17 protein-coding genes are annotated in these 24,151 nt (G+C 55.2%); 7 read left to right on the forward strand and 10 right to left on the reverse strand.

From position 1 onward, the window contains the following. Positions 1-8: 8 nt before the first annotated feature. From prlC to JOE25_RS23215, 4 genes are all read right to left on the reverse strand, one after another. On the reverse strand, positions 9-2,051 hold the full coding sequence (prlC, locus tag JOE25_RS23200; RefSeq protein ID WP_209639343.1) for an oligopeptidase A: 2,043 nt from the start codon (positions 2,049-2,051) through the stop codon (positions 9-11). A gap of 122 nt (positions 2,052-2,173) precedes the next feature. Beyond that, a complete protein-coding gene (locus JOE25_RS23205; protein ID WP_209639346.1) occupies positions 2,174-2,563 on the reverse strand; it encodes a TonB family protein in 390 nt (129 codons plus the stop codon). Positions 2,564-2,567: 4 nt separating this feature from the next. Continuing rightward, complete coding sequence (locus JOE25_RS23210) at positions 2,568-3,029, reverse strand: HIT family protein (protein ID WP_209639349.1); 462 nt, start codon at positions 3,027-3,029, stop codon at positions 2,568-2,570. A gap of 85 nt (positions 3,030-3,114) precedes the next feature. Next, positions 3,115-4,560 (reverse strand): amidase family protein, encoded by a 1,446-nt coding sequence (locus JOE25_RS23215; RefSeq protein WP_245210069.1) that lies wholly within the window; start codon positions 4,558-4,560, stop codon positions 3,115-3,117. Between the two features lie 105 nt (positions 4,561-4,665). Here JOE25_RS23215 and JOE25_RS23220 point away from each other — a divergent pair, with 105 nt between their 5' ends. Next, entirely contained in the window at positions 4,666-5,583 is a 918-nt protein-coding gene (locus JOE25_RS23220) for a LysR family transcriptional regulator (protein ID WP_209639479.1), read from the forward strand. Here the strand turns inward: JOE25_RS23220 and JOE25_RS23225 are convergent. Further along, positions 5,575-5,982 carry an ASCH domain-containing protein gene (locus JOE25_RS23225; RefSeq protein ID WP_209639352.1) on the reverse strand — a complete coding sequence of 136 codons (408 nt, stop codon included), beginning with the start codon at positions 5,980-5,982 and terminating at the stop codon, positions 5,575-5,577. The two genes, JOE25_RS23220 and JOE25_RS23225, sit on opposite strands and share 9 nt — an antisense overlap. A gap of 134 nt (positions 5,983-6,116) precedes the next feature. Here JOE25_RS23225 and JOE25_RS23230 point away from each other — a divergent pair, with 134 nt between their 5' ends. The 4 genes from JOE25_RS23230 (at position 6,117) to JOE25_RS23245 (ending at position 10,873) form a co-directional block, all read left to right on the forward strand. Next, the gene (locus JOE25_RS23230) at positions 6,117-6,959 is read left to right on the forward strand and encodes a 23S rRNA (adenine(2030)-N(6))-methyltransferase RlmJ (RefSeq protein ID WP_209639355.1); all 843 of its coding nucleotides are present in this window, start codon (positions 6,117-6,119) and stop codon (positions 6,957-6,959) included. 129 nt (positions 6,960-7,088) lie between these two features. Further along, a complete protein-coding gene (gene gorA, locus JOE25_RS23235; RefSeq protein WP_209639358.1) occupies positions 7,089-8,441 on the forward strand; it encodes a glutathione-disulfide reductase in 1,353 nt (450 codons plus the stop codon). A gap of 159 nt (positions 8,442-8,600) precedes the next feature. Beyond that, the gene (locus tag JOE25_RS23240; protein WP_209639361.1) at positions 8,601-9,095 is read left to right on the forward strand and encodes a molybdopterin-dependent oxidoreductase; all 495 of its coding nucleotides are present in this window, start codon (positions 8,601-8,603) and stop codon (positions 9,093-9,095) included. Next, the gene (locus tag JOE25_RS23245) at positions 9,092-10,873 is read left to right on the forward strand and encodes an ATP-binding protein (protein WP_209639364.1); all 1,782 of its coding nucleotides are present in this window, start codon (positions 9,092-9,094) and stop codon (positions 10,871-10,873) included. The genes JOE25_RS23240 and JOE25_RS23245 overlap by 4 nt, the downstream gene beginning before the upstream one ends. Here the strand turns inward: JOE25_RS23245 and JOE25_RS23250 are convergent. From JOE25_RS23250 to JOE25_RS23265, 4 genes are all read right to left on the reverse strand, one after another. Then, entirely contained in the window at positions 10,863-11,714 is an 852-nt protein-coding gene (locus JOE25_RS23250; RefSeq protein WP_209639367.1) for a helix-turn-helix domain-containing protein, read from the reverse strand. The genes JOE25_RS23245 and JOE25_RS23250 overlap by 11 nt on opposite strands. 470 nt (positions 11,715-12,184) lie before the next feature. Continuing rightward, complete coding sequence (locus tag JOE25_RS23255; protein ID WP_209639370.1) at positions 12,185-15,286, reverse strand: autotransporter serine protease; 3,102 nt, start codon at positions 15,284-15,286, stop codon at positions 12,185-12,187. A 68-nt stretch (positions 15,287-15,354) separates the two neighbouring features. Further along, positions 15,355-18,456, reverse strand: a complete 3,102-nt coding sequence (locus tag JOE25_RS23260) for an autotransporter serine protease (protein WP_245210070.1) — start codon at positions 18,454-18,456, stop codon at positions 15,355-15,357. A 407-nt stretch (positions 18,457-18,863) separates the two neighbouring features. Further along, complete coding sequence (locus tag JOE25_RS23265) at positions 18,864-19,478, reverse strand: TetR/AcrR family transcriptional regulator (protein WP_209639373.1); 615 nt, start codon at positions 19,476-19,478, stop codon at positions 18,864-18,866. A gap of 294 nt (positions 19,479-19,772) precedes the next feature. On the opposite strand from JOE25_RS23265, the gene JOE25_RS23270 reads away from it, so the two are divergent. After that, on the forward strand, positions 19,773-21,020 hold the full coding sequence (locus JOE25_RS23270) for a Tm-1-like ATP-binding domain-containing protein (RefSeq protein ID WP_209639376.1): 1,248 nt from the start codon (positions 19,773-19,775) through the stop codon (positions 21,018-21,020). A 70-nt stretch (positions 21,021-21,090) separates the two neighbouring features. Here the strand turns inward: JOE25_RS23270 and spy are convergent, their stop codons facing one another. Then, positions 21,091-21,591, reverse strand: a complete 501-nt coding sequence (gene spy / locus JOE25_RS23275) for an ATP-independent periplasmic protein-refolding chaperone Spy (protein ID WP_209639379.1) — start codon at positions 21,589-21,591, stop codon at positions 21,091-21,093. 564 nt (positions 21,592-22,155) lie between these two features. On the opposite strand from spy, the gene pdeR reads away from it, so the two are divergent. Continuing rightward, positions 22,156-24,150 (forward strand): cyclic di-GMP phosphodiesterase, encoded by a 1,995-nt coding sequence (gene pdeR / locus JOE25_RS23280; protein WP_209639381.1) that lies wholly within the window; start codon positions 22,156-22,158, stop codon positions 24,148-24,150. The last annotated feature ends 1 nt before the right edge of the window (position 24,151 follow it).

The following is a 24,151-nucleotide window of genomic DNA, read 5'->3' on the forward strand; positions in this document are numbered from 1 at the left end:
CGGTGGGGTTATCCTTTAATGCCGTAATGGCGCAGCATAGCATCCAGCTGCGGCTCACGGCCACGGAAGCGTTTGAACAGTTCCATCGGTTCTTCAGAACCGCCGCGCGACAGGATGTTGTCGAGGAAGGACTTGCCGGTTTCGGCGTTGAAAATCCCCTCTTCTTCAAAGCGCGAATACGCATCGGCCGACAGCACCTCCGCCCACAGGTAGCTGTAGTAACCCGCTGCGTAACCACCGGCAAAGATATGGCTGAAAGCATGCGGGAAACGGCCCCAGCTTGGTGAAGGCACGACTGCTACCCTTTTTTTCACTTCCGCCAGTGTTGGCAAGATCTGTGCGCCCCGTGAAGGGTTGTATTCGGCGTGCATGCGGAAATCGAACAGACCGAATTCCAACTGACGCAGAATGAACAGCGCCGCCTGGTAGTTTTTGGCGGCCAGCAGCTTGTCGAGCATCTCTTTCGGCAACGGCTCGCCACTCTGGTAATGACCGGAGATAAACGCCAGCGCTTCCGGCTCCCAGCACCAGTTTTCCATAAACTGGCTCGGCAGTTCGACGGCATCCCATGGCACACCGCTGATGCCGGAAACGCCCGCGGTGTCGATCTGAGTCAGCATATGGTGCAGACCGTGACCAAACTCATGGAACAACGTAGTCACTTCGTTATGCGTGAACAGCGCTGGCTTGTCGCCCAGCGGCCGGTTGAAGTTACAGGTCAGGTAAGCAACCGGTTTTTGCAACTCGCCGTTGGCCTTGCGCAGGCTGCCGACACAGTCGTCCATCCATGCCCCACCGCGCTTGTTCTCGCGTGCGTACAGGTCAAGATAGAAGCTACCGCGCAGCTCGCCGCTCGCGTCGAACAGGTCAAAGAAGCGGACCTCTGGATGCCAGGTATCCACATCCTTGCGCTCTTTGGCAGTGATGCCGTAAATACGTTTAACCACTTCGAACAGCCCTTCCACCACGCGCTGTTCCGGGAAGTAGGGGCGCAGTTGCTCGTCGCTGATCGAGAACAGATGTTGCTTCTGCTTTTCGCCGTAATAGGTGATGTCCCAGGCTTCCAGCTCATCCACACCGTAATGTTGTTTGGCAAAGGCACGCAGTTGAGCCAGCTCTTGCTCAGCCTGAGGACGGGCACGTTTGGCCAGATCGTTCAGGAAACCGAGCACCTGCTCCGGGTTTTCGGCCATTTTGGTCGCCAACGACTTGTCGGCGTAGCTGTCAAAGCCCAACAACTGGGCCAGTTCGTGGCGCAGCGCCAGCGTTTCCGCCATCACGTCGCTGTTGTCCCACTTGCCGGCATTCGGCCCCTGATCGGAAGCACGGGTAGCAAACGCGCGATACATCTCTTCACGCAGTGCACGGTTGTCCCCGTAGGTGAGCACGGGCAAATAGCTCGGCATATCCAGCGTCAACAACCAGCCGTCCTGCTCTTTGGCCTGCGCCATTGCCTGAGCCTGAGCCAATGCGCTTTCCGGCAGGCCGCTCAGCTCAGCTTTATCAGTGATAAGCTTGCTCCAGCCCATCGTCGCGTCGAGAACATTGTTGCTGTATGTGGAACCCAGCTCGGACAGACGCGCGACGATCTCGCCGTAGCGACGCTGTTTTTCCGGTGACAGGCCGATGCCTGACAATTCAAAATCACGCAGCGCATTTTCTACCGACTTACGCTGTGGTGCACTCAGGTCATTGAATGCCGCCCCTTCTTTCAGGCTGCGATAAGCCTGGTACAAGCCTTCGTGCTGCCCAACCCAGGTGCCGTACTCAGACAGCAACGGCAACGCCTGCTCATAGGCCGCGCGCAACTCCTGGCTGTTTTTTACCGAATTCAGATGCCCAATCGGCGACCAGATGCGCGACAGGCGATCGTCAGACTCCGCCAGCGGCTGACACAGGTTATCCCAGGTGAATGGCCCCGGCTGCGCGACAACGCGCTCTACCGCAGCGCGGCAATCGGCCAACGCGGATTGCACCGCAGGCACGATATCTTCAGGGCGAATGGCGGAAAACGGCGGCAGGGAAAACGGGGTCAGCAACGGATTTGTCATAGGGCAGTCCTGATTAGCGTTGGGGCCCGCCGCAACGGGCAGGCCTTAAAATGCGTATGAATATCTAACATGGAGCCAAGTAGCAGGAAAATCAATGGCCGGGCGTTGATAGATAGTGCCGTCTAACGGAACGGTACACCACTTAGCCTCACTTTGGCTTTTTCATCGCGGCTAAAACGAACGGTTATGCGGTGGTCTTTGAACGGCTTGTTGGCCTGGAAGCGCCATTTGCTCATCGCAATAAACACTTCATTATCAAACTCGCGCTCAGACTGCGCCTCCATCACCCGGATATTTTGTACCTTGCCCGCGGCATCAACGTCAAAACACAACACCCTATATCCTGGTTCAGTATTCGTCTGTAGCGCTGGCTCGGGGACGGCGGAGAGATCAACAGACAGTTGATGCGGAGGATTGCCCTGCTTATTGGCCGTGCAACTCTCCGTTGCCTGAACCTGAAACGCAGCCAGACAAAACAGGGCCGCACACAGCCGCCCTATAAACCTATCCATCGATTCAGTCCTGATAACCACGGATCTGCGCTGCCAACGCGGCCAGATGCTCGTCATCGGCACGCGCTGCGTCGTGGGAAGACAGGTAGCCTTCATAGCGTTCGAAGAACTTCACTGATTTCGATTCAATCGGTTGCCACTCCGCCAGCACAGCGGTACCGTGCATCGGAATCAGCTTGGCATGCACATGGTCGACGCCAAAGCCTTCAAATACCATGCCGCAGCGCCCCACGTCGTCAAACGCCCGGTCGAGCAATTGCGCGACCCGCTTGGTGGCCAGCATCAGTTCGCTGAGCACCTCATCCGGCAGTGCAAAGGCGTAGCTCTCATAATGCGCCTTGGGGATCACCACGCTGAAACCCTCGGTATTCGGGTAGATGGAAAGGAACGCCATATGGCTATCGTCCTCCCAGATTTTATGGCACGGCACCCTGCCCGCCACCATTTCGCAAAATATGCAGTTCATCGTCCCCTCCTGAATGCAGCGGCGAGCCAACGGCCCGCCGTAAAAGGCCCTTCAGCAACATAGCCGATATTTTGCCTTTTGACTGCTATTCCCCTGCATTTCCTGCCCAAATGGCCGGAGACCGATGATGCCAGGGCGCTGCCCGCTCCAGTTGCCCTGCCAGTTGCAAGAGCTGATCCTCACGGCCAAAACCGGCCACAAATTGCATGCCTATCGGCAGGTTATGTTGTTTATCGTGCGCCAGGGGGACTGACATCGCAGGCACGCCAGCCACATTAAATACCGGCGTAAAAGGCGAGTGATCGAATAAGTGCGCCGTCCACTCCAGGCCGCTCATGTCCGCCGTCCCTGTGCCGTAACGGCCGATCCGCCAAGGCAAGTCAGGCAGGGTCGGCGTCAGCAGCAGGTCGTACTGCTGAAAATACGCCGCGACGGCACGGGTCACCCGGTTACGCACCTCAAGCGCCGCCACCATATCCACCGCCCTGGCGGCCAACCCGTAGCGGTAACAGGCCAGCGTTTCCGGCTCCAGCGTGTCGGTTGATACAGGCCGCCCTGTCGCCTGGCTCAGGCCATCGACCCAACCCACCAGATTGGCACACCAGATTTGCGCATTGGCGAACACCAACGCCTGCCAACTGACGCCAATCGCCATGTCGACTTCGCTCACCTGATGGCCCAACTCACCCAGCAGCACGGCGGTATTGGCCGTGGCCTGGGCGATTTGCGGATCGGTTTTCCCGCCGTTCCACGCCTGAGTCATCATACCAATACGCAGTCGGCCGGGTTCGGACGTAACCTGTGACAGCCAAGTGTGCTCTGGCGGTGCCGTGTAATAGGGTTCGCCGGGATGCGGATGCTGCAGGGCATCCAGTAGCGCTGCGCTGTCGCGCACTGTGCGGCTGAGCCCCAGTTGAACACCAAAACCGTTGAACACTTCGTCCATCGCCGGGCCATGGGATACCCGCCCACGTGTCGGTTTAAGGCCAAATAGCCCATTTGACGAGGCGGGAACCCGGATCGATCCCGCGGCGTCGGTGGCATGAGCGATTGGCACGATCCCGGCGGCAACCGCCGCGCCGGCGCCCCCACTGGAGCCACCCGCGCTAAAATCCGGGTTCCAGGGATTACGCGTCGCGCCGTAAAGCACCGCTTCGGTGGTGGTGCTGAACGCCATCTCTGGCGTAGTGGTACGACCGAAAGTCACCAGCCCGGCTCGACGAACATTGCTCATCAGATGGCTGTCTGCCGCTGCGATATTGCCCTGCGCCAATCGACTCCCCAACTCGAGACGCTTACCGGCCATGCTGATGGCGATGTCCTTAATCAGGAAAGGCACGCCTGACAGTGGGCCTTCACCCTCAGGTTGCGGCTGCCCCCAATGTTCCACCACCGCATTAATTCTTGGGTTTACCGCCGCAACGGCGGCCTGTGCCGTCTGTTGCAACTCTTGCGCACTGACTTCGCCGTGCTGTACCAGTTCGGCCAACCCCAGCGCATCGTAGTTAACGTACTCGCTCAATTTCATCATCTCGCCCTTATCCGTTGCGGTTTCGTCGGCGTTTCCGACGTCCATTTCACGGTAGGGGGATTAGCGCTATAGTTGAAATTGATAGATTTAATACGAGGGATAGTTATCAACAATTTAAAGCGAGTCGATCTCAATTTGTTGGTCACGCTGGAAGCGCTGCTCACTGAACGTAACGTGACGCGGGCGGCGGCACGCCTTAATCTTAGCCAGCCTTCGGTCAGCATTCAGCTCGCCAAACTGCGCGAGATTTACCATGATCCGCTGCTGCTGCCTGGCTCACGCGGCATGTTGCCCACGGCACGCGCACTCGGTCTGCTAACACCGCTGCGCCAAACGCTGGCCGATCTCGGCCGTTTAGTGGCCGCAGAACAGCCGTTTGATCCGCTGCAGGCCGAAATGACCTGGCAAATGGCCGCCGCCGACGCGGCCGAATACGCCATTCTGCTGCCGATGCTGCCCACACTGCGGCTGGCAGCGCCGAAATCTCGTCTGGCGATCCGTGAAGCCTCACCCAAAACCATGAGTCGCGACCTGGCCGACGGCGTGATCGATCTGGGCTTTCTGGCCCGTGAAGAAGCACCCGCCGAGCTACGTCATCGCCCGTTGTTTCACGAGAACTACCTGCTGGTGGGCCGTCGCGACCATCCGTTATTGCAAACCCCGCCCTCGCTGGAGCAGTTCTGCCAGCTTGAATTTGTCATGGTTTCACAGGACGGAGGCGGTTTTCGTACCCTGATCGACACGCTGTTGGAGGCGCAGGGATTAGCACGGCGCGTCGTGATGTCGCTGCCGCACTTCCTGTTTATCCCCACGCTGCTGGCAAGATCCGATATGGTGGCCATGCTGCCTTCACGCATGCTGGGTGAACTGCTGGGCGATCTGCGCACCTGCCCAGCACCGCTGGCACTGCCAGGCTATGACATGGTGATGGTCTGGCATGAACGTTCTCACCTCGACCCAGCCCACAGCTGGTTGCGCGAGCAGGTGGTTGCCGCCCTGGAGCCACCTGCGGCATCACTCTAGGACGTCAACCAACTCGAACTGTTGAAACATCAACCACATCTGCGGCGAAAAGGTGCCTTCCCGGGTAAAAAACGCCTGATGCTCCTGCCGCCAAAATGCCAGGCTCAGATCTCCCTCGCCTTCCAGCGCCGCCATTTCAGCCGTGACATCGGCATAGCGAACCCGCCTCAGGGACAGGATCCTGATAACGCAGGCCGGTTTGCCGCGGCCATCAAGAACGACGTTATAATCCCCGACCAACGGCGCCTGCTCTTGTTGATAAGCGGCATATGAACAACAGGTTGCGGTTTTTTGGCCGTCGAGCACCAATTGCAACAGCGCGTCCGCCAGTGCCGGGCTGTCGCCGAATGACCAGCGCGATGCGCCGGGATAATTAGCTAAAATTGCCGATTCAGTCATTGCCCTGCTCCTTGATAGAGGGTCTGCGGTAACGCATTTCAGTTTTTCCCGCCCAGACAGTTTATACTGTGCAGAATATAAGCCTTATTCTGTTCAGCCGGCTCCGTCAGGAGCACAAGGAATTACCACAAGCCATGTTAAGTTACCGCCACAGTTTCCACGCCGGCAACCACGCCGACGTCCTCAAGCACACCGTTCAGAGCCTGATCATTGAGTCGCTGAAAGAAAAAGAGAAGCCCTTCCTGTATCTGGATACCCATTCCGGCGCAGGGCGCTATCAGCTCAGCGGTGAGCATGCCGAACGCACTGGGGAATACCTGGAAGGCATCGGTCTGCTGTGGCAACGAGACGATCTGCCGGAAGAACTGGCGGCCTACATGCGTGTCGTGCACCACTTTAACCGTACCGAAAAGCTGCGCTACTACCCTGGCTCACCGCTGATTGCCCGCGAATTGCTGCGCCCGCAGGATAAAATCCACCTGACAGAACTGCATCCGAGCGACTACCCGCTCCTGCGCGGTGAGTTCCAAAAGGACGAACGCGCCAAGGTGCAACGCGCCGATGGCTACCAACAGTTGAAGTCGCAGTTGCCCCCCCTGTCACGCCGTGGGCTGATCCTGATGGACCCGCCGTACGAGATGAAAACCGATTACCAGGACGTGATCAAAGGCCTGCAGGAAGGCTACAAGCGCTTTGCCACCGGCACCTACGCGCTGTGGTATCCGGTGGTTATGCGCCAGCAGATCAAGCGCATGCTAAAAGAGCTGGAAGCTACCGGTATCCGCAATATTCTGCAGATCGAACTGGCGGTTAAACCCGACAGTGACCAACGCGGTATGACGGCTTCTGGCATGATCGTGATTAACCCGCCGTGGAAGCTGGAACAACAGATGAAAAACGTGCTGCCATGGTTGCACAAAATATTGGTGCCGTCAGGGCATGGCCACCATTTGGTGAACTGGGTGGTACCGGAATAAGCGTCCGGGGCGCGGCCAGCCGCGCCTTTATCCGACCTATCACAACCATCGACGCAACCTTTGCGACAAACCTGGATCAGGCGTTAAACTCTTACGCTCTTCGATTCACACAATTCATGGAAATCCCAGATGACCAAACATTACGATTATCTAGCAATTGGCGGCGGCAGCGGCGGCATCGCATCGATCAACCGGGCAGCCATGTATGGCCAGAAATGCGCATTGATTGAAGCCAAAGAACTGGGCGGCACCTGCGTCAACGTGGGTTGTGTACCGAAAAAAGTCATGTGGCACGCGGCGCAGATCGCCGAGGCCATCCATATGTACGGCCCAGATTACGGCTTCGATACCACCGTCAACGCGTTTGACTGGAAAAAGCTGGTCGCTAACCGCACCGCGTATATCGACCGTATCCATACGTCTTACGACAACGTGCTCGGCAAAAACAAAGTCGACGTGATCAAAGGCTTTGCACGCTTTATCGACGCGCACACGGTGGAAGTCAACGGTGAGAAAATCACCGCCGACCATATCCTGATCGCCACCGGCGGCCGCCCGAGCCACCCTAATATTCCGGGTGCAGAATACGGTATCGATTCTGATGGCTTCTTCGACCTGGACGCCATGCCAAAACGCGTTGCCATTGTCGGCGCGGGCTATATCGCGGTGGAAATCGCCGGCGTATTGAACGCACTGGGGGCCGAAACGCACCTGTTCGTGCGTAAACACGCACCGCTGCGCACCTTCGATCCGATGATTGTCGACACCCTGGTGGAAGTGATGAACACCGAAGGGCCAAGCCTGCACACCGAATCGGTACCGAAAGCCATCGTCAAAAACGCTGACGGTAGCCTGACGTTGCAGTTGGAAAACGGCAAGGAATTCACCGTCGACAGCCTGGTATGGGCGATTGGCCGCGAACCTGCGACCGATAACCTGAACCTGGCCGTAACCGGGGTGAAAACCAACGAAAAAGGCTATATCGACGTCGATAAATACCAAAATACCAACGTTAAGGGTATTTACGCCGTGGGTGATAACACCGGTGCCGTCGAACTGACGCCTGTCGCCGTGGCCGCCGGCCGTCGCCTGTCCGAGCGCCTGTTTAACAACAAGCCGGAAGAGCACCTGGATTACAGCAACATCGCTACCGTGGTCTTCAGCCACCCGCCGATCGGCACCATTGGCCTGACCGAACCGGAAGCGATTGAGAAGTTCGGTGCAGACAACGTGAAAGTGTACAAATCTTCCTTCACCGCCATGTACAGCGCCGTAACGCAGCACCGCCAGCCGTGCCGCATGAAACTGGTGTGCGTGGGCAAAGAAGAGAAGATCGTCGGCCTGCACGGTATCGGCTTCGGTATGGACGAAATCCTGCAGGGCTTCGCCGTGGCCATTAAGATGGGTGCAACCAAAAAAGACTTCGACAACACCGTCGCGATCCACCCGACCGCCGCGGAAGAGTTCGTTACCATGCGTTAAGCATTAAAAACGGCATAACATCAGGCCAGGGTAATTCCTGGCCTTTTCTTTTCGTGCTCTTTACCATTCCCCTCAACACAAACCGTCATTTTCTGCCATTATTTTGCCTGACCACATGGACGGCGCTCATATAAGCACCCGCAACACTGGAGAACACCGATGCTGTTCACTCTTTTTAAAAACTTCACGCTGGCACTTTTTTCGCTGGCGATCGTCCAATCCAGCGCACTCAGTTTTACTTTGGAGGTTGCGGGAGACATCCAAAATACGACCGATCCGGTAAAGAAAAGCTATCTTTTTACCGATAAACAACTGTTGGCAATGCCGGTGCACAGCATCACCACGTCAACCTCTTGGACGCCCCAAAGAAAGTTTGAAGGGATTGCCGTCGCGGACATTTTGGCCCGGGTTGGCGCCAAGGGCAGTACGCTGACGTTTTATGCGTTAAACGATTATTACATCGACGTCCCGCTGTCTGACGTTGAGAAATACAATATGATTTTGGCCTACAAGATGGACGGCGAAATGCTGAAGATCAGAAACTTCGGACCGCTGTTTTTGGTTTATCCCAGGGATGCCGCTGGGCCTGAGTTGAACTCCCCGCTCTACAACTCACGCTTTATCTGGCAAGTGGACAGGATCGTGATTAAATGAAATTCACAGGGTTTAAAAACAACAGCAGGCTGGCAATACCGGCTATTTTTGCTGCCCTTTTCCTGGTTGCCTCCGCGGTGACGCTGTATTACTACAGCGCAACGCTGTCCAAAAAAGGGTTGTATGCTATTGCCGGCACGCAGGAAAATTATTCTTGGTCGATCGCCAAATTTGCTATCAAGCTTGCCGAATTTGAAACGCTGGTCGAACAGCAGAAAAACGCACCACAGGTCGATAGCGAAGATCTGCGTCTCAAATTTGAAATCCTTTATTCCCGTTTCTACGTGTTGGAAACGGTGTCTGAGTCGACACAACCTCTGTATGCCGAACCGGGCTACCCCGAGGTTGTCGCACATATGCGCCAGAAAATGGATCAGATTGATAATTTGCTGAACAGCCCGAAGATTGATTTCTCACTCATTTCGCAGGCCATGAGGCAAATCAAGCCCTACTCGATTGAAATGGCCAACCTGACCGATCACGCAGAAGTGAAGCAGCGCACCGCCGCCTACGAAGACTATATCGAAAAACGACACATCATTTTTTATGGTCTGGTGATCGTGATGTTTTCAGTGATTGCGCTTATTGCCATTACGCTGATTATGTTCCGCCAGCAGCGCCTGACCATCCGGCAACAAGCCAAAGCAATAGAAGCGGAGAAAGCCACCCGCACCAAGAATGCCTTTCTGGGCGCCATTGGCCACGAGTTACGCACATCGCTGCAGAGCATTATGTCTGCCATTGACGTGCTGGTGAATACCAAGGTGTCGGCCGAACATGCGGATACTTTCCAACGGTTGGAGATTGCCGCACAGCAAATTGAAAGCCAGATGAAAGACCTCACCGATTATGCCCATTTGGACAGCGGCATGATGGAGCTGCGTCTCGCACCGTTTGACGCTCAACGGCTGATCGAAGACACGGCGCATGAAATCGAGACGCTCAGCCAGGAAGAACAGGTGACGCTGTTGTGCGAAATTGAATGCGGTCATCTGCAGATACATTCCGATCCGCTGCGCATCAGGCAGATTATCGTCAACCTGCTGACTAACGCGTTCAAATATACCGAAAGCGGCACCATCACGCTGCACAGTTGCCTGCGACGCCAGCCCACGGGTAATTCATTGATTATTGAAGTGACTGATACCGGTATTGGTATTGAAAAGGAGATGCTTGACCAAATATTCAGGCCCTTCACTCAATTGGATCAATCTCATACCCGCCAGTATGGCGGCGTAGGCATGGGATTAGCGATTGTGCATGGGCTGGTGACGCTGCTCAATGGCACGATCACTGTCTACAGCGAGATCAAAAAAGGCAGTACCTTTATCGTCAGTATTCCCGTCGACATTACCGACGACGAGGAGCAAGGCGAAAAACTGCCGCACCAGCGCGGCCTGATGGACAAGCAGCAACATATTTTAGTGGTGGATGACAATAAATCCGTGAGCGACGCCTTTGCCGCGCTGCTGGACAAACTGGGCTATCAACATGAACTGTGCAATTCACCCGAACGTGCGCTGCAAAAGTTGCTTAGACGTCCTTACGACGCGTTGCTGTTAGACCTGCAAATGCCGGGTATTGATGGCGCTGCGTTGGCGAAACAACTGCGTAGCCAGCGTGGGCCCAATCGTCATATTCCGATTGTTGGCATCAGCGCCTATACCCCGGAGCAGCTGTCTGCCGAGCAGCGGGCGCTGTTCGACAGCTATTTAATGAAGCCAGTACGGCTTGACGCCTTGTCAACAACGCTGGCTTCACTGCTCGTTAAAGATTAAAACACCGCAACAGTGCGGCTTCAATGACATGGAGCCGCACGGGTTTTTCATACGGCCCCAATACGTCATAGTCACGCATCGCCCTGGCGATTTCGGATTCGCGCTGATCGGTCCCCAATTGGCCCGTGAGCACCAGAACCGGCGCATCCGGGTTGTCCGAAGCACGGATGGTTTCGATGCATCGCACCACCGTTTCCTGGCCAATCAACCAGTCGACCACATAACCATCGAACAGACTTTGTTGCAGCGCCAAACAGAAACTGCTGACATCGTAAAAAGCGACGGCATGGAAACCACGCCCGTTAAGGTATTTTGTCAGTTCGTCAGCGGCCTGGTGTGAGTCGTCGAGTACCGCAATGCTTAACCGCTCGTCTTCAACGGCAGCAGGACGGAGCTCAATCAGCTCCACACAATACCGTTGCCCTTGCGGTGCATCATCTGAACGATAAAGACACCACTGACCAGCCTGTTGTAACGCGACATATTCCGATGTCCGCCCGCCAACCAACTCATGACCGATATAGCCAACGCAGGCTAATTCCACACCGCCAACATAAAAGATGGCATCCCGTGCAATAGTTTGTGCAGAGATGTCATGTTCTGTACCCGTATCCACTATCGCTGCCGGGCTTTCCCCTAATGCCGCCGCGACGTGGCTAATTTGTTCCAGCGTCCAAGGGCTTTGGCCCTTCAGCTTACGATGTGCATGTGAAAAACTGAGATCCAGAATCCGACTGAGCTCTTTCGCATGCTGACGCTTACCAATCCCATAATGTACAAACAGTTCCCTAACCCGGTTTGCAATCGACTGTGAATCGAATTTCTGGTGATTATTATCCATTTTTTCCTTCGATTTTTTTTTGCTGTTTTTTCAGTCGTTTTCGTACTTGCCGTGCAAAAAAAGCGCTCAAAAACTGGTATATCATACAATGTACAATCTAAACATTGCTTGACATACCACATTATATAGTCAAACATGGTACCAGAAGAGACACACAGCAACACCACAATAAAAATATAACAACAGTAAAATCGCACCACCAAATAATCATAATGACACCAGGGAAAGCTCGTTTCGGTTGTTACTCTGAGAGAATGTATGCACCAGACTCTCTCCGAAATATGGGCCGTAAGCGCTAATCTGTTTTACCCGCATTTGAACCGGGATCCGCAAGGGTCCCGGTTTTTTCTTGCCTTTTTTACCCTAAGACGACGAGAGATAAACCTGCGCCCTTCTGAGCATGAGCGGTTAATTCATGCAAAAAAGGGGGCCAGCAAGCTGACCCCCTTATGACCACTCAGGTAAAAGGATTAGAAGCGCCAGGTAAAACCGGCGTTAACGCTGTTGTCCTGGTAGTTTTGCGACAGCAGACCGCCATAGCCCAGCGACAGGGTAGCGTTCTTGTTCACCGCCACTTCTGCACTGGCCTTCAGCACCGCACCGTCACGCGATGCCGACACGCTGTTCACCACAAACGGGGAACTGCCGCCGTTGAATCTCAGCCCGGTACCGCGATCCAGATCCCCGTACTGATGCTGCCAACCCAGTTCGCTGCGCAGCGCCACCGACGTGGTTTTGCTCGCCTGCCACTCGGTATCCGCACGCAGACCCAGCGTTGATACCGTGGCGTCGGTGTGCTGTTTGTCGCCGTGCAATGCCGCCGCCCCGCCGTCTTCCGCGATACCGTTGTTCTGGAAGTTGATGTACGCCAGGTTGGCGAACGGCTCCAGATTGACCCAGCCCGCCTTCACGCTGTAACCCGCTTCGGCAAACACCTGCTCCGTGCGTGCACTGTATTGCGCGGTTTCACGATCTGACTGCATGCCGTAATTGACCGAGCGTGAGGTGTCGAAGCGGTGCCAGGTGTAACCCCCGCCGGCACGCAGCGCCAGTTCACCGAACTGTTTGCCGCCGTACACCGCCAAGTGGTAGTTGTCGCTGTCCGCGTTCGAGCCGTAGCCGCCGTCCAGTGACGTCCGGGTGTAGCCCGTTGCCACCCCAAGCCGCCATTCATCCGCCAGCGCCGAGTCCAGCCCCACCAGCACGCCGTAGGTCGATGCCTGATAACCCGTGGCATTGGCATCACCCGACGCATGGTCCCAGGCGCCCAGCAGCTGCGCCCAGGCACCGCCGTCGTCGTCCGCCTTGATGTCTGGTGAGGTTGCCAACCCTTCTGCCTGACGCAGGCGGCCGTTCAATGCATCACGCAGGTAACGGCTGTCGTTAACCTGTGCCGAGGCGATGTCCGCGTGAATTTGCCCCGACAGCTGGCGGAAGGCCTGACGGGCCTCCCCGGCTGAACCGGCATTCAGGATGCTCTCGAACACCGGGTTGCCCGCCGCCAGCGCGTCTGCCGCTGCCGCCACTGCACGCTCGTTTTGCGTTTGCGCCACGCTGGCAAAGGAGGTGTCGTTACGGCCGACGCTCAGCGTGACCTGATTCGGTTGGTAAGTCAGGCCGGTGCCGAGGAACAGGTAATTTGGCACCACCGTATCAAACCGCCCGCTGACGCCCTGCTGGGCGGTCAGGATGTTGTACTGCTGGCCGAGCAGGCTACGGACGTCACTTTGCGACAGCAGGTTGGTGCTGTTCTCCAGCGAGACCGCGACTTCACCGCCGCCGATCGTCGCCGATCCGCTGCTTTGGATCCGATCGCTCTGGCCGTTCGGTGCCACTTCCACCGCGTAGCGCGAACCCGGTTCGAAGCTGACGTTATTCGTCACATTCAAGGTGCCGATCGAGTTGCCGGGTGCCACGGTGCCGCCACTGCGCGCGGTCAATGAGCCCACCGTACCAGAACCGCCCAGTACGCCGGCGTTTTGCACCCTAACGTCCGACGTGACAGAACCGTTAATCGCCAGCAGACCGGTATTGACCCACGTTGGACCGGTGTAGGTGTTGGTACCGGTCAACACCAGTGCCCCCTGACCTTCCTTCGTCAGGCCGCCGTGGCCGTGAATATCGTTGGAGTACACTTCCACCGAACAATGGTAGTCATCACAAATACGCGCCTGCAGCGTGCCGCGATCGATCTCAGCTCCTTGGCCTGGAATGTTGGCGATAAACTGCGAGGAACCATACGCAACCCCTGTCGGATCCGGAATGCGGAATTCTTCAGGAATATCTTCGACGGTGTAGAACATCCCTGGCCCATTAATCGCCTTGCCCAGGTTGATCATCCCCCAGCCGTACAGCGCATCGATGCCCGGAGCGCCCATATCGGTCGCGGTGGTTTTCAGCACGTCGGCAATTTGCGCTGACGTCATGTACGGGAAACGTTGGAGTAATACAGCAACCGCACCGGTTACGTGTGGCGTCGCCATTGAGGTGCCGTTCTTATTGCCATAGTCAGAGACCAACTGATGAGGATCTGAACCGTTGGCCACGGTGCTGTAGATTTTACTGCCCGGCGACGAGACGCAGAAACTGGCGGTATAGCCACAGCGTGAAGAGAAGCTGCTGATGGTATAAGGCACAGTGTTGGTGGAAGCATCATCCTGCGCGACGCTGGCAACAGACAGCCAGTTAGGCGCAATATCCGGCACAAAATAGGCCAAGCCGCTGATCACATCCGGTTGGTTGTAGTTACCGTCGTTACCGGCAGCGAACAACACCAGAATGTTTTTACGGGCGGCGTCAATCGCGCCCTGATAACCCGCTCCCGCCAGGCTACCCAGCAAAGGTTTCACCTGATCAAACTGTTCCTGTGCATCTTTTAGCTCGAAATGCAGGGCATCCGGTTTTTTGCCATTATCCGAAAGGAAATCCGGAATACTGACCCCCCAGCTGTTGTTGATCACCCGTACGCCGCTTTTGATCATCGCCTGCCAACCCGCATTGGTCACGCTGCCATCCAGCCCGAGGAACTCGCCATAGGCCGGGCCGTCATTGTCGTTATCAACACTGATGATCTGTGAGTCAAACGCCACGCCGTGCATGCCGGTTCCGTCACGGTTAGCCCCGCTGATGCCGGCCACGTGTACACCGTGATTGCTCAGCAGGCCTTGAGTACCACTGTAGAAGTGGAAGGTTCCATCGAAGTAGAAACGATCCCCGGCCTTAATCCCATCACGGTGCGGATCGGTATAGGCGCGGTAACCCTCGGTAACCACATTCACCAGCTTGCCGTCACCCGCAAATTCAGGGTGTTTGTTCACTGGGGTATCGAAGATCCCCACCTTTTGCCCTTTACCGGTATAACCTGCCGCATAGGCTTCATCAGCGTGGATCGCCCCCAACCCCCAGTTCGCCTTGAATTCATCGCTGCGCCAGCTGGCTGGATCGCCCAACTTACCCCCTTCCGTATAAGGCGCGGCCTGTACACCTCCGGCTGCCAGCAACGCACACAATAGGGCGTTCAGTTTCCACGTCGGCGCCAACACCGGTTTATTCTTTCCTGTAGCTTGCTTCATTCCCTTATCCTTTTTGTTTTAGTCAAACCGCCACCCAGTGAGGCGGTTTGTCCCTCAGTTTTTTAAGATCAGAAATGCCAGGTAAAACCGGCGTTAACGCTGTTGTCCTGGTAGTTTTGCGACAGCAGGCCACCATAGCCCAGCGACAGGGTGGCATTCTTGTTCACCGCCACTTCTGCACTGGCCTTCAGCACCGCACCGTCACGCGATGCCGACACGCTGTTCACCACAAACGGGGAACTGCCGCCGTTGAATCTCAGCCCGGTACCGCGATCCAGATCCCCGTACTGATGCTGCCAACCCAGTTCGCTGCGCAGCGCCACCGACGTGGTTTTGCTCGCCTGCCACTCGGTATCCGCACGCAGACCCAGCGTTGATACCGTGGCGTCGGTGTGCTGTTTGTCGCCGTGCAACGCCGCCGCCCTGCCGTCTTCCGCAATACCGTTGTTCTGGAAGTTGATGTACGCCAGGTTGGCGAACGGCTCCAGATTGACCCAGCCCGCCTTCACGCTGTAACCCGCTTCGGCAAACACCTGCTCCGTGCGTGCACTGTATTTCGCGGTTTCACGATCTGACTGCATGCCGTAATTGACCGAGCGTGAGGTGTCGAAGCGGTGCCAGGTGTAACCCCCGCCGGCACGCAGCGCCAGTTCACCGAACTGTTTGCCGCCGTACACCGCCAGGTGGTAGTTGTCGCTGTCCGCGTTCGAGCCGTAGCCCCCGTCCAGTGACGTCCGGGTGTAGCCCGTTGCCACCCCAAGCCGCCATTCATCCGCCAGCGCCGAGTCCAGCCCCACCAGCACGCCGTAGGTCGATGCCTGATAACCCGTGGCATTGGCATCGCCCGACGCATGGTCCCAGGCGCCCAGCAGCTGCGCCCAGGCACCGCCGTCGTCGTCCGCCTTGATGTCCGATGACGTTGCCAGCCCTTCTGCCTGACGCAGGCGGCCGTTCAATGCATCACGCAGGTAACGGCTGTCGTTGACCTGTGCCGAGGCGATATCCGCGTGAACTTGCCCCGACAGCTGTCGGAAGGCCTGACGGGCCTCCCCGACCGAACCGGCATTCAGGATGCTCTCGAACACCGGGTTGCCCGCCGCCAGCGCGTCTGCCGCTGCCGCCACCGCACGCTCGTTTTGCGTTTGCGCCACGCTGGCAAAGGAGGTGTCGTTACGGCCGACGCTCAGCGTGACCTGATTCGGTTGGTAAGCCAGATTGGCATCCAGGAAAGGAGAGAACGTTGAAGCAGAGGTAAACTGCCCGCTAATACCCTGCTGGGCAGCCAATATGTTGTATTGCTGGCCGAGCAGGCTGCCCACGCTGCCTTGCGACAACAGATTAGTATTTTGCTCTTGCAGCACCACGACCTGACCGCCGCCGATCGTCGCCGATCCGCTGCTTTGGATCCGATCGCTCTGGCCGCTCGGTGCCACTTCCACCGCGTAGCGCGAACCCGGTTCGAAGCTGACGTTATTCGTCACATTCAAGGTGCCAATCGAGTTGCCGGGTGCCACGGTGCCGCCACTGCGCGCGGTCAATGAGCCCACCGTACCGGAGCCACCCAGTACGCCGGCGTTTTGCACCCTAACGTCCGACGTGACAGAACCGTTAATCGCCAACAGACCTTGATTGATCAGCGTGGGTCCGGCGTAGCTGTTATTGCCGGTCAGCACCAACGTGCCGATACCCTGTTTGGTCAAGCCACCATGCCCGGCAATGTTGTTACTCCAAACATCCAGCCCACAATGAATATCGTCACACACACGTTCGGTCGGTTTGCCCTTGTCCAGCACCGCGCCAACACCCGGCAGATTCACGACGAACTGCTCAGGGCCGTAAGCCCCACTAACCCGAAATTCTTCAGGAATATCCTGCTCGGTAACAAACATGCCCGGACCGTGAATCGCCTTGCCCAGGTTGATCATCCCCCAGCCGTACAGCGCATCGATGCCCGGTGCCCCCATATCGGTGGTGGTGGTCTTCAACACCGTGGCAACCTGCGCACCGGTCATGTACGGGAAGCGCTCCATCAGCACCGCGACACTGCCGGCCACGTGGGGTGCCGCCATTGAAGTCCCGCTGTATTTGGCATAGCCGGTGGTCAGGTTATCAACGCTGTTACCTTCGATAATCGAGCTGTATACCTTGGTGCCCGGCGCGGCAACGCAGAAGCTGGCGGTATAACCGCAGCGTGAGGAGAAGGTACTGATGCTGTAATCACCGGTGTTCTTCGGATCCTGAAGGCTGGCGACCGACAGCCAGTTGGGGGCGATTTCTGGCACAAAGTAGGCCAGCCCGGCCATCGCGTCCGGGTTATTCAGGTTGTAGTCGTTGCCGGCGGCAAAAATGGTAACAATGCCGCTGCGTGCTGCATCGATCGCACCCTGATAGGCACCACCGGCTTTAGTACCCAGAATTTGTTTGATTTGATCGAACTGTTTCTGTGCGTCGGCGAGCGTGAAGTGGGGATAGGCCGGATCCTTGCCGCCCTGATCGAACTTCTCGGTGATGCCGATACCCCAACTGTTGTTGATAATGCGTGCACCGCTGGCGATCAGCGCATCCCAGCCCGCTTGATACACCGCACCATCGTTGCCGAGAATGATGCCGTCCTCCGGCCCCGGGTCACCATTTTCTGCACTGATGATCTGTGCATTGAACGCCACACCGTGCATCTCGCCGCCATCGCGATTACCGGCAGCGATGCCGCCCACATGTGTGCCGTGTGAACCCAGCGTGCCGTCAGAATCTACGCTCGGCGTACCGTCATAGCGGAATGCATCCCCTTTTTTCACGGGAATATAGGGATCGGTGTATTCGCGGATACCCGTAGTGACCAGATTGATCACTTTGTCTTGGCTGGCGAACTCCGGGTGCTTGGCATATACCGGTTGATCGAAAATGCCAAGCTTTACGCCTTTTCCGCTATAACCGGCGGCGTAGGCCTGATCGGCGTGAATTGCCCCCAGGCCCCATTCTGCGTTGAATTCTTTACTGCGCCAGCTGGCTGGATCACCTGATTTACCGCTCTCTATATAGGGTGCCGCTTGCACTCCACCGATCGCCGCCAGGCAAAAAAGCATCGCACTCCACTGTGCACGATTAACACCAATTTCAGGCCAGCCGAAGGCCGCCTGAACAGGCTTGACTCCTTTACGTCTATTTTCCATCCCAGATACCGTCCATTGTTGTTTGCAAATGTCTCATTGATTTTTTTGTGTAACAGTTTCGTAACACCAAATAAATAAAGCACAACAATCTCAAGCACGCCTAATGTGTCAAAGGCGCAGGGACGTCACAGGAGAATGCAATTAAGGGGCAAATAAGGTGGGGAGATATAAGGAAATTCAATGGTTAAAAAAGGCGGGGAATGCTCCGTTTTTCGCAGCAAAAAACAGAAATAATTATCTGATAAATATAGATAATAGAAACAAAAAAAGCCGAATGGGGCCCCCCATCCAGCCTATTTAAAAATGCTTAAAACGCTCTTTTTATCACTTTAAATTATAACAATTGCCAATACTCACTCAGTGAAATCTGCTGGTTTTCGCTGAGAATGGCTATAAAAATTGGACTATCATGCTAGCGGTTTTCTGCTGTTCATCGCATCTTCTTCGGCCTGACGAATAATGGCTTTCGCCATCCACTGCGTTACATCCTGAATGCCGTCGAGATCCAACCCCCAGATATCTTTCAGTACCAGGAAAACTTCCGAGCCATAAATCAAAGAAAAAGAATGAATGACTCGTTGCAGAGCTTCAGACGGCAGTTTATCCCGGAGTGGTTCGACCGCCAGATTAAGCAGGCGCTTACGGTTACCGCGGACAAATTTTTCACCCGGTGTCGCTTTCGCCCACTGCTGTAACGAAAGCTGCAACGCGGCACGCAAAGCCCCTTCATGCTGCTCCATTTGGGGATAAGCAAAAGTGAGCAGTTGCTGAATGCGTTTCAGCGCGTCCTGATCCTGTGGCTGCCATTCCAGAATCGGCCCCAGGCTTTCGGCCACAACCGCGGCAATCAATTCACTTTGGGTGGGGAAATAACGATAGGCAGTAGCACGAGATACCTGCGCATGTGCGGCAAGCTCGGTGATGGAAGGAAATACCCCTTCGTCATACAACGCCATGGCACTGGCCAGCAATAAACGATGGGTTCTTGCTCGTGTCGACGTCAGAGTTTGGTCCTGTTTCATGGGAAAAGCAGTTATTACCACAGCTACCTCATCATACTTGTTCGCTTCCCCCGTCCCGGGACAACACGCGATAACCACAAAACCGACAGTATTCCACTTCGTCGGTGGCATTCGATGGCCAAAATGAGACTAGCATCTCATTTTGAACTCACCTGGCCTTGCATAAATAACACTACCGTCTCATTATGTAGATATATTAATCATTCAGAATTAAATAGCCAACACCAGGGATTCAAATTAATAAATAACACTATAATTTTAATAAATAAATTATAAATTCCGCAGGAATAAGCAGTGATTGATACTTCAAAATTTATCTACATTGCTACCACAGCAGATACCAAAGGACAAGAACAGGAGTATATTCGCCAGGCACTCGCCAACCTCGCTTTACCTACTTTGACCGTCGATCTCTCAACGCGTCTTCTTCCCACGCACTCACTCACCGATATCAGCGCTGCGGACATTGCCCGTTATCACCCCGAGGGAGCTAACGCCGTATTTTGTCATGACCGGGGCCAAGCCATTGCCGCTATGGCCGTCGCTTTCGAACGCTTTATTTTGACTCGTCACGATATTGCGGCCCTGCTTGGCCTGGGTGGTTCCGGCGGTACAGCCATTATCACCCCAGCAATGCAGCAGTTGCCTATTGGCCTGCCAAAATTAATGGTCTCAAGCATGGCAGCAGGTGACGTCTCGGCCTATGTCGGCAACAGCGATATCACCATGCTGTACTCCGTCACAGACATCGCCGGTCTCAACCGTATTTCACGGCGCGTCCTGAATAATGCAGCGTGCCAGATTGCAGGAGCCGTACGCTTTGCTTCCCACGATGATGCCGAGGGTAAACCCGCGCTCGGTTTGACAATGTTTGGTGTCACCACGCCCTGTATACAAAACGTTGTTGCCGCGCTTGAGCCCTACTGGGACTGCTTGGTATTCCACGCAACGGGCAGCGGTGGTAGAGCACTGGAAAAGTTGATCGACAGCCGTTTGCTCAGTGCCGCGTTGGATCTGACCATCACTGAGGTGGCCGATTATCTGTTCGATGGTGTTCTGCCCTGCAATGAAGAGCGTTTCGGTGCCATCGCCCGTACCGGTATCCCTTGCGTACTGTCTTGTGGCGCAATGGACATGATCAATTTTGGGTCGCCCGACACCGTGCCGGCACGCTATGCCGGACGCCTACGCCATCAACATAACCCCCAGGTTACACTGGTGCGCACCACGCCACAGGAGAATGCGCAGATAGGACGTTGGATCGGGGAAAAAATGAATGCATGCACCGGCGAAATACGTTTTGTGATCCCCGGAGGCGGGGTCTCCGCGCTGGATGCGCCAGGGCAGCCCTTTTGGGATCCGTTAGCTTTAGACGCTTTTGTTCAAGCGCTGGAAAGCACGATGCAGCCGACAAAAAAACGGCAGTTGATAAAAACGGATTATCATATTAACGACCCGCGATTTTCGCAGGTTATTACCGAGCAATTTCAGCACATTGCCAGCAAACTGGATGCAACTTATCCATTACCCTCGCCGGAGTGAATATTTTCGCCACGAAAAATAAAAAGGGCCAGATTATTATCTGGCCCTTTTTACTTACCTCATGAAATTATTACTGTGCAGTCGTAGTTTTCGACTTCATATTATTCATGTGGTCCATCATTTTCTGTTCGCGTTTCTGATAATTCTCATTGTATTGTTTTTTCTGCTCAGGCGTCAGCAGGTTATACATTTTATTTTCAGCTTTCGCGCGTTCCAACATATGTTCGGATTGCGTTTTGCTGATGGCATCAATTTGCGTTTTCGCTTTGGCTTCGTCGAAGCTGTCGGAAGCGACCAGACTATGTAGTGCCTGACGCTCCTCTTTCATTCCTGCGCCACGCTTCTGGTGCGATTCCTTCATGATGTCGCGCATCTGTTGGCGCTGTTGTTCTGTCAGGTTCAGGCCCGCAAATGGCCCACCCTTGCCTTCGCCTTTATGGTGCATCATTTTCATCGGTGCAGCCGATGAGTCAGCCGCCGCCGGTGCCGTTGTGGTATCCGCAGCAAAAGCCATAGAAGCAGAACCCAGCGCCAGAGTAGAGGCAACAAATAAAGCAGTCAGTTTACGCATAATCATTTCCTTAACGTTATTCTTCATCAGGAGCGCTGTACGTGAACAGGCTCTTCTTTCTTCGGAGATAATAATAGTCTGATAAATATATAGTAATGCGATGGAGTGTAAATTTATTAAAGCCCAAAACAGTTTTAGTCACCAATAATGAGTGAATTATGAAGATAGTGCCTGGTATGCGGAAATTTTGATTTCACACTGGCTTAACACCCACCTCAACATGACGTTCAGCGCTATAGGATTATTCCTGACAACCACTCGCTTCATTATAATTTAGTCCCCTCTGCTACAACCGTCCTGCAACAAGACGATGAAGGCATCTGTGCGCAAAAATCGTACTAACCTCTCGAATCAGCAGGTTCTCACTTACACTCTAAGGCAACGGGTGGCAATGTGTCGTTTACAGGGCAAAACTAATTATTGCTTATATAATAGTTTCGTCCACCGACAGTGAAAAACGTGTTATATGATGGAGATACGTGCACTACGGCCACTAACGGGCCAGAAACCTGCTGTTGCGCTCATCGCACAGCTCTGGCTGTCGTGCCCATTTGAGGAATCATCATGTTCGCAGACCAAGGCCCTATGCTTCTTAACGCCCACTTTGGCACCAACAGCCCTTATTGGCGGTTGGCGTTTGACAGCAATGCCCTGGCGTTATCGGCAGTCAAAGGCAAAACACATATGGCTGTGGCGCTCAACGCCATGCAGGCTGCAAAAATCCGCCGTCTTAGCGGTATTACCGCCAGCTTGGATATCACGATAACGCTGGGCGGAGAGCCAATACACCTGCACCTGGTCGGTCGTCGGATCAACAATCTGGAGTGGGCGGGCACCGCTTCCGCCTTCAGTGACACCCAATCGGTCGCTCGCGATCTGGTGCACGGCCTTTCCTTTGCCGAGCAAGTGGTGTCAGAAGCCAACTCCGTGATTGTGATCGTCGATCAGCATGGCCGCATCCAGCGCTTCAACCGTCTAAGCGAAGAATACACCGGTCTGCACGAACATGATGTTATCGGCAAAAACGTCTTTCAATTATTTATGAGTCCGGAAGAAGCCACGGCGTCGCGACGCAATATCGCCGGTTTTTTCCGCAACGGATCGTCCTATGAAGTCGAGCGCTGGATCAAAACGGTGAAGGGCGAACGGTTATTTTTGTTCCGTAATAAGTTCGTGCACAGTGGCAGCGGTAAAAATGAAGTCTTTCTGATTTGTTCCGGTACCGACATCACCGAAGAGCGTCGCGCCCAGGAACGCCTGCGCGTGCTGGCCAATACCGACATCATTACCGGCCTGCCCAACCGCAATGCCATCCAGGACAAAATCACCCAAGCGATAGCCACGCGCGATGGTAACAACATCGGATTGGTGTATCTCGATCTCGACAACTTTAAAAAAGTGAATGATGCCTACGGCCATATGTTCGGCGATCGTTTACTGGTGGAAGTGTCACTGGCGGTTCTTGGTTGCCTCGAACCAGACCAAACCCTGGCTCGCCTGGGGGGCGATGAGTTTCTGGTGTTAGCCCAAGAAGCCGACCGTGAGACGTTACAACAGCTCGCTCAGCATATTATCGACCGATTGAAAACGCCCTTCCGTATCGGCCTCATCGAGGTTTATACCGGTTGTTCCATCGGCATCGCGCTGTGTCCTGAACATGGCAACGATATCGACAGTCTGATCCGCAGTGCCGATACCGCCATGTATGTCGCCAAAGAACAGGGTAAACGCACCTACACCGTGTTCTCGCCAGAGATGAACAAACGCGTCGCAGAATATATGTGGCTGGATACCAACTTGCGTAAGGGGTTGGAGCAGAATCAACTGGTGGTGTACTACCAGCCCAAGATTGAAGCGCTCAGCGGCAAGGTGTGCAGCGTGGAAGCCCTGGTACGCTGGGATTCGCCCGAACGCGGCCTGATTCCCCCCCTGCAATTTATCTCTTACGCGGAAGAGTCCGGCCTGATCGGGCCACTCGGCCGCTGGGTTCTGCAAACCGCCGCCAAACAGGCCGCACACTGGAAACGCCATGGGTTAGCACTGCGGATCGCGGTCAACCTTTCTGCACGGCAGTTGGTGGATGACTCCATCGTTGCGGATCTCGCACAGGTATTGCAACAGAATCAGTTGATGCCCTGCCTCTTGGACTTCGAGCTAACAGAAAGCAGCCTGATTGAGGACGAAAAACGGGCGCGAGAGGTGATCACCCGGCTACGCGAGCTGGGCGCGCAAGTCCATCTGGATGACTTTGGCACGGGTTACTCTTCACTGGCACAGCTGTCGCGTATTCCGCTGGACGCCATCAAACTGGATAAAAGTTTTGTTCGTGGCGTGAATTTCAATCCCGTTTCACAATCGCTGGTACGCGCTATCGTTGCAGCGGCAGAAGCACTCAAATTCCGGGTGATTGCCGAGGGTGTAGAGACCGAAAGCGAGAACCAGTTCCTCGACCAGGTCGGCGTTGATGAAAAACAGGGTTTTTTGTTTGCGCGGCCAATGCTCCCGGAACAGCTGGAGCATTGGCTGCAGTCTTATCGCCCGCAATCCCCCTCAGCGTGAT

Source organism: Serratia sp. PL17 (genome assembly GCF_017832355.1).
GTDB lineage: Bacteria > Pseudomonadota > Gammaproteobacteria > Enterobacterales > Enterobacteriaceae > Serratia.